This window comes from Micromonospora sp. NPDC049175 (assembly GCF_043197345.1).
GTDB lineage: Bacteria > Actinomycetota > Actinomycetes > Mycobacteriales > Micromonosporaceae > Micromonospora.
The window spans coordinates 539,666-556,425 of sequence record NZ_JBICSY010000001.1 but is presented as its reverse complement, the minus strand read 5'-3'; the positions used below and the strand labels follow the sequence as shown (position 1 = coordinate 556,425).

General features: G+C 71.1%; 14 protein-coding genes. 6 read left to right on the top strand and 8 right to left on the bottom strand.

Features of this window, described 5'->3' with window-relative positions:
* Positions 1 to 17: 17 nt before the first annotated feature.
* Entirely contained in the window at positions 18 to 206 is a 189-nt protein-coding gene (locus ACGFH8_RS02230) for an MbtH family protein (RefSeq protein WP_393362127.1), read from the top strand.
* Positions 207 to 216: 10 nt separating this feature from the next.
* On the opposite strand, the gene ACGFH8_RS02225 is transcribed toward ACGFH8_RS02230, so the two are convergent.
* Genes ACGFH8_RS02225 through ACGFH8_RS02200 form a run of 6 tightly spaced genes read right to left on the bottom strand, consistent with a single transcriptional unit; the run spans position 217 to position 9,237 of the window.
* Positions 217 to 1,020 carry a thioesterase II family protein gene (locus tag ACGFH8_RS02225; protein ID WP_393362125.1) on the bottom strand — a complete coding sequence of 268 codons (804 nt, stop codon included), beginning with the start codon at positions 1,018 to 1,020 and terminating at the stop codon, positions 217 to 219.
* A complete protein-coding gene (locus tag ACGFH8_RS02220; protein ID WP_393362122.1) occupies positions 1,002 to 2,288 on the bottom strand; it encodes an acetyl-CoA carboxylase biotin carboxylase subunit family protein in 1,287 nt (428 codons plus the stop codon). Before ACGFH8_RS02220 ends, ACGFH8_RS02225 begins: the two co-directional genes overlap by 19 nt.
* Complete coding sequence (locus ACGFH8_RS02215) at positions 2,281 to 4,590, bottom strand: amino acid adenylation domain-containing protein (RefSeq protein ID WP_393362119.1); 2,310 nt, start codon at positions 4,588 to 4,590, stop codon at positions 2,281 to 2,283. Before ACGFH8_RS02215 ends, ACGFH8_RS02220 begins: the two co-directional genes overlap by 8 nt.
* Positions 4,587 to 5,813 (bottom strand): MFS transporter, encoded by a 1,227-nt coding sequence (locus ACGFH8_RS02210; protein ID WP_393362116.1) that lies wholly within the window; start codon positions 5,811 to 5,813, stop codon positions 4,587 to 4,589. The genes ACGFH8_RS02215 and ACGFH8_RS02210 overlap by 4 nt, the downstream gene beginning before the upstream one ends.
* The gene (locus tag ACGFH8_RS02205; RefSeq protein WP_393362113.1) at positions 5,810 to 7,633 is read right to left on the bottom strand and encodes an amino acid adenylation domain-containing protein; all 1,824 of its coding nucleotides are present in this window, start codon (positions 7,631 to 7,633) and stop codon (positions 5,810 to 5,812) included. Before ACGFH8_RS02205 ends, ACGFH8_RS02210 begins: the two co-directional genes overlap by 4 nt.
* Positions 7,633 to 9,237 carry a condensation domain-containing protein gene (locus ACGFH8_RS02200; RefSeq protein ID WP_393362110.1) on the bottom strand — a complete coding sequence of 535 codons (1,605 nt, stop codon included), beginning with the start codon at positions 9,235 to 9,237 and terminating at the stop codon, positions 7,633 to 7,635. The genes ACGFH8_RS02205 and ACGFH8_RS02200 overlap by 1 nt, the downstream gene beginning before the upstream one ends.
* A gap of 258 nt (positions 9,238 to 9,495) precedes the next feature.
* Here ACGFH8_RS02200 and ACGFH8_RS02195 point away from each other — a divergent pair, with 258 nt between their 5' ends.
* Positions 9,496 to 10,638 carry a hypothetical protein gene (locus ACGFH8_RS02195; protein ID WP_393362108.1) on the top strand — a complete coding sequence of 381 codons (1,143 nt, stop codon included), beginning with the start codon at positions 9,496 to 9,498 and terminating at the stop codon, positions 10,636 to 10,638.
* Positions 10,639 to 10,641: 3 nt separating this feature from the next.
* Positions 10,642 to 11,343, top strand: coding sequence for an HAD family hydrolase (locus tag ACGFH8_RS02190; protein ID WP_393362105.1), 702 nt, complete (start codon positions 10,642 to 10,644; stop codon positions 11,341 to 11,343).
* 86 nt (positions 11,344 to 11,429) lie between these two features.
* On the opposite strand, the gene ACGFH8_RS02185 is transcribed toward ACGFH8_RS02190, so the two are convergent.
* Positions 11,430 to 12,746, bottom strand: a complete 1,317-nt coding sequence (locus ACGFH8_RS02185; protein WP_393362102.1) for an ISL3 family transposase — start codon at positions 12,744 to 12,746, stop codon at positions 11,430 to 11,432.
* A 272-nt stretch (positions 12,747 to 13,018) separates the two neighbouring features.
* On the opposite strand from ACGFH8_RS02185, the gene ACGFH8_RS02180 reads away from it, so the two are divergent.
* Together ACGFH8_RS02180 and ACGFH8_RS02175 are read left to right on the top strand one after the other, a co-directional pair.
* Entirely contained in the window at positions 13,019 to 13,624 is a 606-nt protein-coding gene (locus ACGFH8_RS02180) for an SGNH/GDSL hydrolase family protein (RefSeq protein ID WP_393362100.1), read from the top strand.
* A 710-nt stretch (positions 13,625 to 14,334) separates the two neighbouring features.
* Positions 14,335 to 15,516, top strand: a complete 1,182-nt coding sequence (locus ACGFH8_RS02175; RefSeq protein WP_393362097.1) for an acyltransferase family protein — start codon at positions 14,335 to 14,337, stop codon at positions 15,514 to 15,516.
* Between the two features lie 304 nt (positions 15,517 to 15,820).
* Here ACGFH8_RS02175 and ACGFH8_RS02170 read toward each other — a convergent pair whose 3' ends face one another.
* A complete protein-coding gene (locus ACGFH8_RS02170) occupies positions 15,821 to 16,459 on the bottom strand; it encodes a flavin reductase family protein (protein WP_393362094.1) in 639 nt (212 codons plus the stop codon).
* Between the two features lie 70 nt (positions 16,460 to 16,529).
* On the opposite strand from ACGFH8_RS02170, the gene ACGFH8_RS02165 reads away from it, so the two are divergent.
* Entirely contained in the window at positions 16,530 to 16,712 is a 183-nt protein-coding gene (locus ACGFH8_RS02165; protein WP_393362091.1) for a hypothetical protein, read from the top strand.
* The last annotated feature ends 48 nt before the right edge of the window (positions 16,713 to 16,760 follow it).

Here is a 16,760-nt window from a genome sequence, read left to right as displayed (position 1 = left end):
GCGTTTGTGGGGGAACGATGAACGAAGTGATCTTCCGCGTGGTCCGGAACGACGAGGAGCAGTACTCGGTCTGGCCGGCCGACAGCGACCTGCCGCCGGGCTGGTCGGCGACCGGCTTCGAAGGCGGCCGGGACGAGTGCCTGGCACACGTCGACCAGGTGTGGACGGACATGCGACCGGCGAGTGTGCGCCGGGCGGCCGGCTGAACGACCACGGTCAGCCCCCGACCCGCGTGATCAGGCCGGCGAGCAACCGGCCGACCTCGCCCAACTGTGCACGGTGGAAGAAATGGCCGCCGGGCAGCAGGACGATCTCCAGCGGGCCGTCCACGACGTCGGCCCACGACCCGAGCGCGGACGCCGGGCAGCGCAGGTCCGCCGTACCGCCGAGCACGACCACCGGCGCGTGCACCCGCTCCCGGCCGGCCGAACTCGCGGCCGCGACCGCGGACGTCCGCCGGGCGAAGGCCAGCCCCCGCCGAACCAGCGGGAGATAGAAGGAGCGCGCGTCGGCGTCGTCGAGGACGGCGGCGGGAATGTCGCCGTCGGCGCCCAGCGCGGCAGCGAGGGCGGCGTCGCTCAGCACGCTGAGGTCGGGCACGAGGTGGCCCTGGTGGGCCGGCACCGAGCCGGACAGCAGCAGCGCGTCGACCGGCCGGCCGGCGGCCTGTAGCACCAGGGCCACCTCGTAGGCCAGCATCGCGCCGAGGCTGTGCCCGCCGAGGATCAGAAGCCTGCCGTCCAACTGTGCCCGCACCTCGGCCAGCAGCCCGGCCAGCTCGGTGATCATGACGGCCGGGTCGTCGATCGGCTCTTCGCTGATCCGGGAGCCGTAGCCGGGGTACTCGACCGCCGACAGCGCGAACTCGGCCGGGAGAATCGACGCCCAGTCCCGGTACGCGTAGGCGCTGCCACCCGCGTGCGGCAGCATGATCAGCTGACCCGTCGTCACCGGCCGGACGATCGGCCGCAGCCACGGCGAGTCCGACAGGGACTGTGCTGTCACCCGTACGTTATCCACGGCACCTCCTCCAGGGCCGCGACCGTTTCGGCGAGCTCGTCGTGGGTCGCCACCGTGCCGGATATGGCGGCCGCGTTGACGGTGGCGCCGAGCTCCCAGCCGGCCGGGCTGCCCGGGCTGGTCAGCACCGTCACCCGGTCGGCGTTGGGGACCCGGCGCAGGGCCGGCACGCCGTGGATGGCCCGCACCTCCGTCACCCCGACGGGCGGGACGAGCAGGTAGTGGAAGGCGATCGGGTTGTCCGGCACGGCCTCGCGGCGTCCGTCGAACGGCAGACCGAGCGCGGCGCGTACGGCCACCTCGGCCGGGACCGCCGACTCGGACCGTACGGCGAGGTCGTCGACCCAGGCGCCGAGCCGGCCGTTCACCTCGATCACCCGCGGCCCGTCCGGGGTCAGCTTGATCTCGACGTCGGCGATGCCGGTGGTGACACCGAGCGCCTCGACCGCCCGGCAGGCGAGCGCCTCGACCTCGGCGACGAGTGCCGGCTCCACCACGGACCGGGTGCCGTACGCGCCGCGCTCCCGGAACGGCTCGGCTAGCGTGAACTTGCTGGAGGTGAACAGCGCCTCGGCGCGGCCCTGCCGGACGGCGCAGTCGACGGCCATGTAGTCGCCCCACGGCGCCGGCGTGGGCCGGCCGACGAGCAGCTCCTCGATGATCAGCGCGCTCTCCGGAACCCCGGGGCCGGTGCCGGCGAGCAGCCCGGTGACGAAGGCGTGCGCCTCGGCCGCCGTGTGCACGGCGCGGGTGTTCCGGCTGGACGCGCCCCACACCGGCTTGACCACGGCGGGAAGGCCGACCTTCTCCAGAGCCGCCTCCAGCTGGCCGGGCGCCGTGACCACCTCGGCGCGCAGCGCGTCGACGCCGCGTTCGGCGAACCGTTGCCGCTGGGCGTCCTTGAGGGTGATGGCCGGGATGTCGTCGAGCGCGTGGTGCGGCAGACCGAGCCGGGCGGCCAGCCGGGCCGTCGGCGCCAGCTGGAACTCGCTGAAGGTGACGATGCCGGCCGGTTGGTGCGCGTCGATCGCGGTGAGCAGCTCGTCCAGCCGGCCCGGCACGCCGGTCACGACCTCACCGCACATGCGCAGCGCCGGCATCATCTCCTCGGCGTGTGCCGCGGCCGCGGGGATCGGCGTTCCGGTCGCCGCCTCGGCGCCCACCACGAAAAGCAACTCGGCCTCGTTGCACGCGGCCACCTCGGCCAGCCGGGTCGGTGACAGGCTGCCGCGGTCGTAGACGACCACGAGTGTCGAACGGTCAGCCACGACGCGCCTCCGACGGCTCGGCCCGCACGCTGACATCGACCTCGCCGGCCGCCCGGCCGTCGACGATGGCGGCGGCCAACCGCGCGACGGTCGGGAACCGGAAGATCGCCTGGATCGGCACCGTGAGCAGAAACTCGCTCTGCAGCTCCCGGGTGACCTGGGTGGCCAGCAGCGAGTCGCCGCCCAGCGCGAAGAAGTCGTCGTGCACGTCGAGGTCGTCGGCCCACAGCGCCTTCTGCCAGATCCGGGCCACGGCCCGCTCGGCAGCCGTGCGGGGTCGGGTCAGGTCGGAGGTCGCCGATGCGGCGTCGTCCGGCGGCCAGGCGAGGATCTCCGCCGGGCCGGGCAGCGACCGGTCGTCGATCTTGCCGCTGCCGGTCAGCGGAAGCGCGGGCAGTCGCAGGCAGACCGTCGGCACGAGATGGCCGGGCAGCGTGACCGCACACCACTCCCGCAGCTCGCCGAGGGGCATCGGCTTGTCCCCGGCGGTGACGACGAAGGCGACCAGCCGGGTGTCGCCGGGGCCGAACTCGCGGGCCCGGACCACCGACGCCACGATGTCCGGGTGCTCGTTCAACCGGGCCTCCACCTCGCCCGGCTCGATCCGGTAGCCGCGAACCTTCACCTGGGCGTCGATCCGGCCCAGCAGGCGCAGCCGACCGTCCGGCGCCCACCAGGCCAGATCGCCGGTGCGGTACACGGTGGACGGCGTCGCCTCGTGTCCCCAGCGGTCCGGTACGAACCGATCGGCGGTCAACTCCGGCCGGCGCAGATAGCCGCGTGCCACGTTCGTCCCGCCGATCAGCAGCTCACCCGGCACACCCGCCGGTAGGGGCCGGTCGTGCTCGTCGACGACGTGCAGGACCGTGCCGTCGACCGGCTCACCGACGGTGACCTCGTCGGCCGTGGTGATCTCCGCAACGGTCGAGTAGATGGTGGTCTCGGTGGGGCCGTACCCGTTGAAGACCCTGCCCGCGACGGCCAGCAGCCGGCCGGCCAGCGCGGGCGTCAGCGGTTCGCCCGCCGCGACGACCTGTAGCCACTCCCGGCGGCCGCCCGGCGCCAGCGCCTCGGCCAGAGCCCACCAGGCCGACGGGGTGGCCTGCACCAGCCGTACCCGGTGCCTGTCGATCAGCCGGGCCAGCTCGTCCGGCGCGCGGACCTGATCGCGGTCGGCGATCACCAGGTGGCCGCCGTTGAGCAGCGGCAGATAGATCTCCACGGTGGAGATGTCGAAGGCGGCGGACGAGCTGACCAGGACGGCGTCCCCGGGCCGCACCCGCACCAGCCGGCCGACGGCGTCCAGCAGCCGGCCGACGGCCGCCTCCGGCACGGCCACACACTTCGGCTCGCCGACGGAGCCCGAGGTGTAGAGCAGGTATCCGAGCCGCGCCTCGGCCACCGCCCGCTCCGGGGCGAGGGCCGAGCCGCCCGCGCCCGCGTCCGGGCCGGGGTGGGTCACCGCACGGTCGGCGGGACCGGCCGCGATCGGTTCCGGGCCGAGGCGGATCACCGGGCGGTCGGCGGGAACCGTGGCGTCCGGGGTGGCCAGCACCACGCGGGCGTCGGCGTCGTCGAGCAGGAAGGCGATCCGCGCCGCGGGATAGCCCGGATCGACCGGCAGGTAACACCCGCCCGCCCTGAGCACGGCCAGTTGAGCGACGACGAGGTCGAAGCCCGGCGGCAGGCACACCGCGACCGCGACGTCCGGCCCCACGCCGTAAGCGACCAGGCGGTCGGCAAGCGTGTCGGCCCGCTTGTCGAGGTCGCCGTAGGTGAGCCGGTGCGAACCGTGGACCGCCGCGAGCCGGTCGGGCTCCCGACGTGCCCATTCCCGAACGATCTCGTGCCGAGGGCTCGGCGTGTCCGCCGCCTGTCCGGCGGCCCTGCGCCACACCTCGGGCGGGCCGGTGTCCTCCCCGCTGAACGCCCGGAGCCGCGTCAACGGCACCGACGGGTCGGCGGCGATGCGCTCCGCCGTACGGGCGACAAGGCCCGCCAGCAACGCGGCCTGGACCGGGCCGACCGACCCGGCGCTCAGCCCGACCCGTCCCTGTTCGATGACCAGAGCGACGTCGTCGGCCGCGTCGACCGCGTCCGTGCCACCCGCCGCACACGCCGCGACGAGATCGGCTCCGGTCCCGAGGGCGTCCAGGTCGGCCTCGATCACCCGGTGCGTCCCGTCGACGGTCACGGCCGGCCGCACCGTGCCGCTGCGGCGCAGCGCGCCGAGGACTATCGCCCAGGCGGCCACCACGGTCGGGGCGTCGACCGTCACCGGCACTCCGACGGTGGCGCTCATGACGCTGCCCGGGCGGGCTGCCGGTCGATCCTGCGGGTGGTGCGTGTCAACGCGATCGCGGGCACGATCAGGATCACCCCGGTGACGATGATCGACGCGGCGATGCCGAGAAAGTTGGCGGCCGCGCCGCCGAGCAGCACACCGATGATCGTGAAGTTGACCATCAGGGCGTTGAGCAGCGCGATCCCGCGCCCGCGCAGATCGTCGGGCAGGTCGCGCAGCAGGATGTTCGCGACGGGCACCTGGACCAGGCTCATGCCCATCCCGGCGAGTGCGCACCAGGCGCAGATCACGGCCAGGCCGCCGAACCGGAAGTGGTCGATCGGCCAGAGCAGCACCAGCGACACGGCGAACAGGGCCACCGCGGCGGCGAGCAGGTCGGCCAGCGGTACGCGTTTGACGAGCACCGGCCCGAAGAAGGCGCCGAGGATCGCACCCGCCCCGAGCATCGCCGTGGCCAGGCCGAAGTCGAAGGCGCCCAGCCCGAACGCGACGAGCAGCTGGGTGTTCACGTTCGTGGTGAACACCCCGAACGCGATCATCGCCGGCACCATCATCCAGGCCACGATCCGCAGCGTCGGGATGCCGAGCGCGCGGCGGATGCCGTCGCGCAGCGACTGCCAGTACTGCCCGGCCGGGGTGGCCACCACCGACGCGTTCCGCAGCACGGCCAGGTTGCCGAGCAGGAGCGCGCTGACGACGAACGTGGCGGCGTCGATGATGAACGACCACCGTACGCCTGTCGTCGCGATGAGCACGCCGCCGACCAGCGGGCCGACCAGGTTGAGCGTCTGCACCGTGCTCTGGAACAGCCCGATCGCCGCCGGGAGGCTGTGGTTGCCGACGACCTTCGGGATGGCCGCCATCCGGGCCGTCTCGAAGACCGCCTTGCCCAGGCCCTCCAGGAAGATCAGGACGAGTAGCAGGGCCGCGTGGTGTGACGCCGGGATCATCGCCAGCACGATCGCGACCCGGGCCAGGTCGGCCCCGACGAGCAGGCTACGCGGCGACATCCGGTCCACCAGCGGCCCGATGAAGGTGCCGAGGATCCCGGAGGGCACCAGCTGGGCGATCACCACCGCGGCGATGAACAGCGCCGGGGCGTCGGTCAAGGTGGCGGCCACGTAGACCACGGTGACCTTCACGATGCCGTCACCCAGATAGGAGACGACCACGGCCAGCCAGTAGCGGAGGTAGACCTTGTCGCGCAGCAGTTCTCTCACGTTCTCGACTCCACGGGAGCATTCGGGGACAGGTCCGGTACGGGGTCTTCGTCGAGCAGCCCGGCGAGCAGGCCCACGGTCGGCGCGTCGAACAGCGCGCGCAGCGACACGGCGAGCCCGTAGCGCTCCCGGGCCAGCGCGACGGCACGGGTGGCGAGCATCGAGTGCCCGCCCAGGTCGAAGAAGTCGTCGTCGAGACCGACCTCGGCGACGCCGAGCACCTCGGCCCAGATCTCGGCGAGCTGCTGCTGCACCGGGGTCCGCGGCTGGACCAGCGGGGCCGACAGGGCCGGCCGATCGGTGCCCGGCTCCGGCAGGGCAGCCCGGTCCACCTTGCCGTTCCCGGTCAGCGGCAGCCGATCCATCGTCACGAAGACGGCGGGCAGCATGTAGTCCGGCAGCGACCGGGCCAGGTGGGCGCGCAGCTCGTCCGGCGCCGCGGCGGCGCCGAGGACGACGTACGCGACAAGCCGCGCGTCCTGCTCGGCGCGCTCGTCGAGGACTGTCACCGCTTCGTGTACGGCGGGATGGTCGCCGAGGGCCGCGTCGATCTCGCCGAGCTCGATCCGGTGCCCACGGAGTTTCACCTGGTGGTCGAGGCGGCCCAGATACTGCAACTCGCCGTCCGGACGGACGAGACAGCTGTCACCCGAGCGATACAGCCGGCCACCCCACTCCGGTGGCCCGGTCACGAACCGGGCCCGGGTGAGATCGGGCCGCCCGGCGTAGCCGCGGGCCACCCCGGCCCCGCCGACGTGAAGCTCGCCGGGCGTACCGGTGGGCGCCGGCTGGCCGGCCTCGTCCAGGACCACGGCCGTCCAGCCCGCCAGCGGCAGACCGATCAGGCTGGCGTCGGGCTCGGCCAGGTCGGCCGTGGTCATCCGCCGCCACGTCGAGTGCACAGTGGTCTCGGTGATGCCGTACATGTTGACGAGCAGTGGCTGCTCGTCCCCGTGCCGGTGCAGCCAGGGCCGCAGCATCTCCGGCGTCAGCGACTCACCGGCGAAGATCACCCGGCGCAGGGCGGGCAGCGTGGCCGCGTCGGTGTCCTCCTCGTGGCGCGACAACTGACGGAAGGCGGCGGGCGTGAGATTCAGGACCGTGACGTTCTCCCGGCGCAGCAGATCGTGCAGCGCTGCCGGTGAGCGGCGGTCGTCCTCGTCGACGATCACGAGCCGCGCGCCGTGCAGGAGGGCGCCCCACATCTCCCACACCGACACGTCGAACGCCAGCGAGGCGAACAACGTCCACACGTCGTCGCGTGTGAACCCGAACCGGGCGCTGGTGCTGCCGAGCAGGGCGACGACGTTCGCGTGCTCCACCTGGACGCCCTTGGGCCGGCCGGTCGAGCCGCTCGTGTAGATCAGGTACGCCAGGTCGCCGGCCTCGGCGCCCGTCGCCTCCGGCGCCGTGTCGACGCCCGGGCCGACCGCGGCGATGTCGAGGACCGGCAGGCCGGACGGATGCTCCGCCGGCTGGTCCGTGACCAGCAGCCGGGCACCCGAGTCGGCGCAGACGAAGGCGTGCCGGTCAGCCGGGTGGGCGGGGTCGAGTGGAACGTACGCGCCACCGGCCTTGACCACCCCCAGCAGCGCGACCACCGCGTCCGGCGTCCGGCGCACTCGGACGGCGACCAGGACGCCCGGGCCGACGCCCTCCGCGCGCAGCCGGTGGGCCAGCGCGTTCGCCCGTCTGTCGAGCTCTCGATAGGTGAGGTGGCGACCGGCGTGCGTCACCGCGACGGCGTCCGGGTGGGCGGCGGCCCGCTCCGCGAACAGCTCGTGCAGGCAGGCCCGCAGCCCCGGCGTCAACGCGGTCATCAGGACGCCGCCTGGTCGAGGCCGCCGGCGCGTTGCCGGCTTCGCCGGATGGCACCCTCGAAGCCGCTCGGCGCGGACAGGTCGACGAGCGCGTCCGGATCGCGCACGAGCGCGTGCAGGGCTTCCGTGTAGGCGTCCAGCACCGCCGCCGCGGTCTCCCGCTCGTAGACATCGGTGTCGTACTCCAGCTCAAGCCGCATTCCGGGACCTCGGCCGATCGCGTACAGGCTCAGGTCGTACTTGGCCGACCCGGGCGGGCTGGAGAACTCGGGTGCGGTGTCGGCCAGGCCGTGAAAGGCGACGAGCGGCGAGTTCGGTTGGTACGAGAAGAGGACCGGGGCCACCTGCCCGGACGCCCGCACCAGCCGGTCGAACGGTGCGTCCTGCGCGTCCAGGGCCTCCCACGTCGCCTCGCTGACCTGGGCGACAAGCGCGGTGCCCGTCGCCGCGGCGGCGGGCCGGACGACGACCGGCACCACGTTCACGAAACAACCGACGGTCTCCTGCCACCGTGCGTGGACCCGCCCGGACGCCGGTGTGGCGACCGTGAACTCCGGCTGCCGGCCGGCCCGGCCGAGCACGACGACGAACGCCGCCATCAGGATCGCGAACGGGGTGACCCGGCACCGCCCGGCGAGCCGCCGCACCGCACCGACCGCGGCGGGCTCCAGGCGGTCGTGGACGGCCGCGCCGACGAACCGCGCCAGGCGGGGGCGTGGCCGATCCGTCGGCAACCGCACCGGGGGGACACCGGCGAGCGCGGCGGCCCGGGCCGCGACAGCACGGTCCATCGCCGCGGACCCGTCCGGTGACGATTCCCACCGGGCCACGTCGCCGTACGCCCGGGGGGCGCCGCCGGAAGCCGCGACATCGCCGCGCACCCGGGCCGAATACCTGTCGCCCAGGTCGCGGACCAGCTTGTTCACCGTCACCCAGTCGACGGCGATGTGGTGGAACGTCGCGACCAGGACGAGACGGGACCGGCCGCGGCGCGCCAGCACGAGCCGTACGGGTGGCTCCTGCTCCAGCCGGAAGGGGATCGCCGCCTGCTGGGTCGCGAGGCTGTCGAGGGCCGCGGCGGGATCCGCCTCGGCGGACAGGTCGATCGATGGCAGCGGCGGCGGCGCATCCGGTGCACCGACCCTGGCCAGCGGAATCCCGGCCGTCACGGGATAGGTCGTGCGCAGGATCTCGTACGCTGCCCAGACGTCGGCGAGCGCCCCCCGCAGGGCGTCCTCGTCGACCGGGCCGGCGAGTTCGAGCCGGACCGGCACGTTGTAGGGCACCGCGTCGTCGGCGAGCTGCTGGACGAACCAGATCCGCTGCTGGGCCGACGACAGGGGATGGTCGGCGGCGGCGGTCGCGGCCGGCTCGCCGGACGCGGGCGGGGGACCGACCAGGGCGGCCTGGACGACGGCGCAGACCTCGGCGACCGAGCGCTTGCCGAGCAGGTCGTCCGCCGTGAGATCGATCGTGAAGAGGGAGTTGATCCGGGCGGCGAGTCGGGCCGCGCCGTCGGGGCCGGCCGTCGTCGGCGACGCGTCCCAGATGGCGCCGACCTCCTCCAGCAGGTACCTGGAGACAGGCGGCAGCGTGTCGTCCATATCGCTCCCCCCGTGGCCCGGACGATGTGGACACTTGCACAGCTCAAACCGGCGGTCAAGCCACATATAGAGGATGAAAAATAATTCGGCAAGGATCTCTGGATGACTATTCGTCCATTGATCATCGTCGCCCTCCGTGACTGATCATCGTGGCGGTGGGGGAGCAACGCGGATTGCCCGGGGCGGTTAATCTAGGCCCGCGTTACCGGTCCATTCCCACGATTCCGCAGGCCACCCCACCCGGAGGATTCCTCGACGATGAATCGCGACGCTGGAAAGACCCGAGTCCTGATCATCGGCCTGGGTGACCTGGGCCGGCGACTGCTGCACATGCTGATCGCCGAGCCCGGCTCGCCGTACCAGGTGGTGGTGGCCGCGCGCTCGGCCGAGACCGCGCTGCGGCACGCCAACCTGGCCCGGTACACAGCGGCGAACCTGGGCGTGTTCACCTCGGTCGGCTCGGCCGCGATCGACCTGGAGGACATCGACCGCACCGCCGAGCAGATCGACCGGATCGGGCCCGACGTCATCGTCAACGCCGCCTCCCTGCAGGCCGCCCGGGCCATCCTCGACCTGCCGGCGGAGGTCTTCCGCGAGGTCGACGAGGCACAGCTCGGACCGTGGCTGCCCATGCACCTGGCGCTCAACCACCACCTGATGCTCGCGCGCAGCCGGGCCGACTCGGCCGCGGCCACGGTCAACACCGCCTACCCGGACGCGGTCGGTCCCGCACTGGCGTCGATCGGGATGGCGCCGCACATCGGCATCGGCAACGTGGGCAACATCGTCCCGGCGCTCACCTTCGCGGCCGCCGGTGAGCTGGGCCGCGACCCGGCCGGGCTGACCGTACGCCTGATCGCCCACCACTACTTCAGCCACCACGTGCACCGCTTCGGCGAGGCGCAGGGTGTCCCGTTCGCGATCGAGGTGTCCGACCGGGACACCGGCGAGGTGCTGGCGCCCGAGCCGGAGCGGATGTTCGCCCGCCTGACCGGGGAGCTGAAACGCCAGGGCGGGACACACGGTCAGCAGCTCACCGCGGCTTCGGCGCTGCAGGTGATCCGGGCCCTGTCCGGCGCCGAGGAGCAACGCCTGCACGCGCCGGGGCCACAGGGTCGCACCGGCGGCTATCCGGTCCTGGTCTCGGCCCACGGCATCCGGCTCGACCTGCCGGCCGGGATGACCGAGGCCGCGGCCGTCGCCGTCAACGAGGAGTGCCAGCGCATCGACGGCATCGACAGCATCCACCCCGGCGGCCGGATCGTCTTCGCCAAGGAGAACATGTCGATCATGCAGCAGCTGTTCGGCTACTACTGCCCCGAGATGGTCGTCGAGGACAGCCTGCCGCTCGCCCGTGAGCTGGCGGTCAAGTACGACGCCTTCGCCGACCGGGTGCGGTGAACGATGGCCGGGCCGAAGGTCGTCCTCTTCGATCTGGACGGGGTTCTCGTCGACAGCCAGGGAGCCGAGAACGACGCCCTGCTGTATCTCGCCGACCTGGTCGGCGCACCCATCACGGCGGCGGACGCCGAACTGATGTTCACCGGGCGCCGCATCGCGGAAAGTGTCGACTATCTGACCGAGTACGCGACGCGGCCGATGCCGGCGGACCCGGTCGGTGTCGTGCGGGCCCGGTGTGAGGAATTGGTCGCCGGTCGGATGCAGGCGGTACCGGGGGTCGAGTCGGCGCTGCGCGCCATCACCGTGCCGAAGTACGTCGTGTCGAATTCGCCGCTGGAGATGATCGGCGACCGGCTCCGGATGACGGGACTCGACGGTTACTTCCCCGAGGCGCATTTCTCGGCGTACGAACTCGGGGTGTGGAAACCCGATCCGGGGCTCTATCGCATTGCCGCCGAGTCGGTTGCGGTCGAGCCCGCTGACGCCTTGGTGATCGAGGACAGCATGGTAGGGGTGGTCGCCGCCGCGACGGCGGGAATGCGGGTCCTGTGGTACCGCCCGCAACCTGATCCGGCCGATCCTGACATCCCCGGCGTCCGCAGACTCCCGGACATGTTCGGCCTCGCCACCGCGGCGGCGACTGAGAGCGGAGACCTGTGGCATTTCGCCCCGCAGGCCAAAAAACCAATTCCGGATCGCGCATAGTACGGCGACGGCAGTAGGCGAATCGAGTCCGGTTCGCGTCCGTTGGTCTGCGTGTCGTCACGGCAACCTCTTCCGGCTCTTCGAAGTTAAGCGGGGTTGGGGTGTCCGCGGTGGCGTCGGGTGGTCGCGGTACGGGTCCGTAGCCGCTGATTCTCCGGATTCCGGAAGCCGTAGGCGTCGCGGGCGACGGTTTTGATGACGCGGTTGGTTCCTTCGGAGCCGGCGTTGGTGATCCCGGTGGTCAGGAACGCGTTGATTTGCGGCCACCAGGTCTCGATCGTGGTGGCGAGCCGGTGCAGTTCGGGCAGGTCAGAGGCGGCGCAGCGGTTGTAGAAGCGGTGCAACAGTCCGTGGACGAGTTCTCGGTCGGGCCGGGTGCGGGCGGTCGCGAGCAGGTCGAGCAGGTCTTCTTTCGCGTTCCACGCGGTCAGGATCGGAGCGCCGATCTTGGCCGGTAAGTTGTCGAGGATGTCGGCGAGACGGTCGACGTGTTTGCCGCTCATCCGGGCCGCCGAGCGAGTCAGCCGGTTACGGATGCGCCATTCGGGATCGGTGCTGCGGCCACGACGTCCGCGCTGGGTGAGGGTGACCCGGCGGCGGACCTCGGTGACGGCCCGATTGCCCAGCTGCACGACGTGGAAGTGGTCGACGACCAGCAGCGCGTGCGGCAACACCTGGCGGATCGCGGCCTTGAACACGGTGCACATGTCGATCGCGACCGCGGTGACCTGCTCGCGCCAGGCCGGTGAACGTGCGGCGAGCCAGCCGGTGACCGTAGTGGTGGTGCGGCCTTCGACCTGGGCCAGCAAACCTTGACCACCGGACAGGTCGCAGAAGCCGACATGCCACCGATCAGCGGTGACCGTCCACGATCCGGCCCGCTCGTCCCAGATCCAATGCGGCTTGCCGCGGCGGACCTCGTCGATGCCGAGGACCGCGACCGGCTCCGGCTCGGTCGGCAACACCGCGGCGGCATGGGCGGTGAACGCGGCGGCGACGATCGACCAGGAGAGGCCGTGATCGCGGGCGGCTTGCACGATCGTGCGGCCGCGGTCGGCGACCGCCGCCCCGGCCGCCTGCCGCAACCGGGCGGTCAGCCGCGAGCGGGCTGGGACCTGGGCCACCTGCTCGGTGAACGACTTGCGAGGGCAGGCGAGTGTCGCGCAGTACCAGCGGCGTTTACGCCAGCGCAGCCGCACCGCCCTGCCGGCGACCGTCAGGTCACGCGGGCGGGTCGTGGTCCACTGCTTCACGCGTACCGCCCGCTGACCGCACTGCGGGCAGCATCGTGCCTGTTCACAACCGGTGGACAGGTCCACCACGGGAACGCCCGCGGCGTCCAGCTCGACCCGCTCGGCGACCAGGCCGTCCAGGCCCAGCAGCCGGGTCGTATCGTTGACCATGCTCGCAGCTCTTCACTTGTGACTGTCCGATCTAGACACTCAGATGATCACCGATGGGCTGCGAGCTCCTATATCCGGGTCGCCGTCAGCCGCGAACCCCGCTCAACTTCGAAGTTCCGCGATTCGCCGCCCTCCGAGGAGACGATATTGTGAACCCGCTTCTACTGCCCGTCGTCGCCGCTGAGGCGTTGTGGGTACGCCTTGTGACCAGAGGGGCACCCCCAGCTGCCGGCCCAACCACGGGAACTGTGGGGGACGCCTCGGGACCGCTGGTGCGCATCGGTGTCCTGGGCGAGTCGCCCGCAGCTGGCTGCGGAGTTGACACACATGACAACGGGTTCCCAGGCTGCTTCGCGCGTGAACTCGTCGCACGCACAGGCCGGCCGGTCCAGTGGGAAGTGGTCGGGCAGGACGCTGCGACCGCCCGCCGCATCCGCTACCGACTCCTACCACAGCTCGGCGATGACCTGACTCTTGCTGTGCTCATCGCGGGCACTAACGACGTCCTCTCCCGACGCGCCCCCGAACAGTGGGGCGATGATCTCGCTGCCATCGTTGACGATCTAACAGAGCGCGCGGAGCACGTTGTCGTGACCGGGGTCCCACCCTTCGAGGCTTTCCCGTCGCTACCGACCACCCTGGGTCGTTACCTCGCCCAGCGCGGGGCCGCAATCGATGAGGCCTCTCAGCAGATCTGTGCGGAGCGGCCGCGGGCAACGTGGATCAGCTCGGCGGATTTCCCCCCTGAAGGCCCGGATTTCCCGCCTGCAGGACCGGACTACTTCGCTGAAGACCGTTTCCACCTCTCGGCCTTCGGTTACCGTCATTGGGCGCGATATGTCGCAGGCCACCTCGCCCTCGGCGAGCTTTGCTCCTGATCATTCAATGTGGCCAAAACGAGGAGGAGACCTGCCCCTCGTGCGCCCAGAACTGGACAGTGATGGACAACGACCTTCCGTTCATCGACGAACATCGCCTGCTCGTGTCAGCCCCCGCGCTTGCGGTATGGCGTTCTCTCGCCACAGTGCTCCCAGGTCCTTCAGGCCTGAGCACGGGAATCTTCGCCTGTCTGCTAGGCGCAGCGCCGCGCCAAGCCGCTGGGACGCCTCTCGACGAAGGCGCGACCTGGCCCGGATTCGAGGTCTCACAAGCCACGCGCGCGCGTCTCGTGCGGCTCACCGGGCGTCATCGATTCTCGCGGTACGCCTTGGTTTTGACCCTGGATCCACAGCCCGAAGGAATGATGCTCAGCGCTCGAACGTACGCGAGATTTCCAGGAGTCCACGGATGGGTCTATCAGCAATTGGTCATAGGTTCAGGCGCCCATCGTATCGTGGTGGCGCGCCTGCTCCGCAAGGTACGTCGCCGGGCTGAGACCCACGGCGGACACTGAGCCATTCCACGCAACGCGTTGAATCAGCGGCAGCGGACCCGCACCGCGGCCACCCGACGCCACCTCGGACACCTCAACCCCGCTTAACTTCGAAGAGCCCCTCTTCCTCGCCGGTCATCGCCGCAGACGGTGAGATCCGGTGCCAGCGCATCGCTGGTTAGACTGCCGTCCTTCACGACGATGAAAGCGAAGGCCGTGACCGCGACCCTCCCCACCAACACGCCGGCACCGGCACCGGCACCGGCACTGGAACCCGAACCGGGACCGCGGAATGAGCCCGCTCCGCCACCGACCAGCGTCGCCCCGCCCCGGCTCTACGCCCTGGACCTGCTGCGATTCGGTGCCGCAATGGCAGTCGTCCTCTATCACACCTTGCCGGTCGTCGCCTTGCGCTCCTTCGTATCCGTCGAGGACCTCGTCGGACACCCGTTGGCAAAGCTGTCGGCGTACGGCTGGCTCGGCGTGCAACTGTTCTTCCTCATCAGCGGCTTCGTCATCTGCATGTCCTCGTGGGGGCGCCGCCCGACCCAGTTCTTCACGTCGCGGGTGACCCGCCTCATGCCCGCGTACGTCCTGGCCGTGCTGATCACCGCCGCCGTGCTGACACTCTGGCCCGACCCGGACCCCAACGCGCACCCCGTCACCATGCGCCGACTCCTGGCCAACCTCACGATGTACCAATTCCACCTGGGCCAGGAACACATCGACCCGGTGTACTGGACCCTGGTGATCGAGGTGACGTTCTACGTCCTCTTCCTCGGTCTCGTCGTGGCCGGCCTCACCTACAAGCGCGTAGTCGCGTTCTGCCTGGTGTGGACGGTTGCCTCGTTCTACGCCCAGGCCTCGCACAGCGCGCTGCTGTCCACGGTCCTCGTGCCGACCTACGCCCCGTTCTTCGTCGCGGGGATCGTGCTCTACCTCATGCACCGGTTCGGCCGGAACCTGATGCTCTGGATGACGCTGGCGGTGACGTTTGCTCTCGCGGCGCAGTCGGTGATCGAGGAGACCGATGCCCGCAGCCAACGCGGCGACCAGATCAACAGTACGAACGCGACCCTGGCCCTGGTCGCGTTCTACGTCGTGATGATCGGTGTGGCATGCGGCTGGTTCGACTGGATCCGCTGGCGCGGCCTGGTCCTCGTCGGCGCCCTGACGTACCCGCTCTACCTGCTGCACGACGTGATCGGCGCGACGATAGCCCGCGAGACGTTATTTGTCCTCGGGCCGTACCAGATGTTGGCGGTGACCCTCGGTGGGCCCCTGTTACTCGCTTACCTGGTCTACCGGCTGTGGGAACGGCCGGCGGCCCGCTGGATAGGTCGAAACCTGCGGTCGAGCTTCGCCCAGATGCGGGCCCAGGGCCGACCGAGATCCTGACGTGGATCGACCAGAGGGCCCCGGGGTGGCCCCGGGGCCCTCTGTCATTTCGGCCGGACAGGTCCGACCCGTCCAGGAGGCGGAAAAGAGCCGTCGCCAGGTCGGTGCCGCAGCGGGGCGGCGGCAAAACGCGACGTGGAGTACCGTCAACGGGACGGCGCTGCTCGTCCCCCCGTGCGAGCAGCGCCGTCCTTGGCTGCTCGGCGCCAGGAGTTGCCGGACCGGCGTTGGCACCGCTTCTGCCGACGGTGGCAGCAACAGCATCTGGTCGGGGGCGACCATCCGGAACGTCTTGGTCACCGCCTCAGACGGTCGCCGGCTGCAGCTGATGCGGCATGTTCCAGCCCTCGGCGAGCCTGGACGGATGCACGTTCTGTCCGCCGCCGAAGAACTCGGTGAACTTCATGATGAGCGGGTCCCACTTCAGCGGGTCAACGTAGTGCGTCCCCGGGATGATCAGCTCCTCCTCGACGTGGGTCCGGAGGATCTCGACCTGGAAGGCGGTGGCGAAGGAGGGGGCGCCGCCGAAAGGGGTCGCCGACACGACCTTGCACTCCATCTGGATCGGGCATTCCGCGGCCCGGGGCGGAAGGACCAGATCCGAGGCCTGCTCGGTCAGGCCGGCGGTGACGAACTTCTCGGGCTCGTACCGGTAGCCCTGCGCTGCCTTGCCTTCCGGCACCACAGGCCTCCCGGTGGTCATCGCGATCCGGTCGACTGCTTCGACCATCGCCGACGACGGCAGGTTCAGGACGCATTCGCCCTCGCGCAGCAGGTTCGCCGTCGTCTGGCCGTGGTTACCCAGCCCCAACATGCATGACTGGCCCAGCCACCACGCCGAGGACATCGGCGCGAGGTTCGCGGTGCCGTCCTCGTTGCGGGTGCTGATCAGCACCACCGGGGTTCCGAAGTACAGCACCCTGAGCCCGGGGACCACATGCATGTCATTGCCTTTCGCAGGACGTGAGCGGAACCGACTCGCCGTGCGCAGCGCGAGCCGTGTTCGACTATCCGTGAACCACGCGAAAGGCGCTGGCGGCAATCGGACCCCGCGTTTCGGGCCGGACGGGTCGCCTACCGGAGGCACCGACCACCTCAGCCCCACCGTGCCCGGCGTCGGCTACCACGCCGCCCACACCGCGCGGGCGTGGCAGGCGGTTCTCGACGTGTTCGGCGAGAGCATCGGGGCGCGGTGACCCGAGGAGGGCCGCACGTCGGCGGTGGGGCAGGAGGCCCGTCGTCGG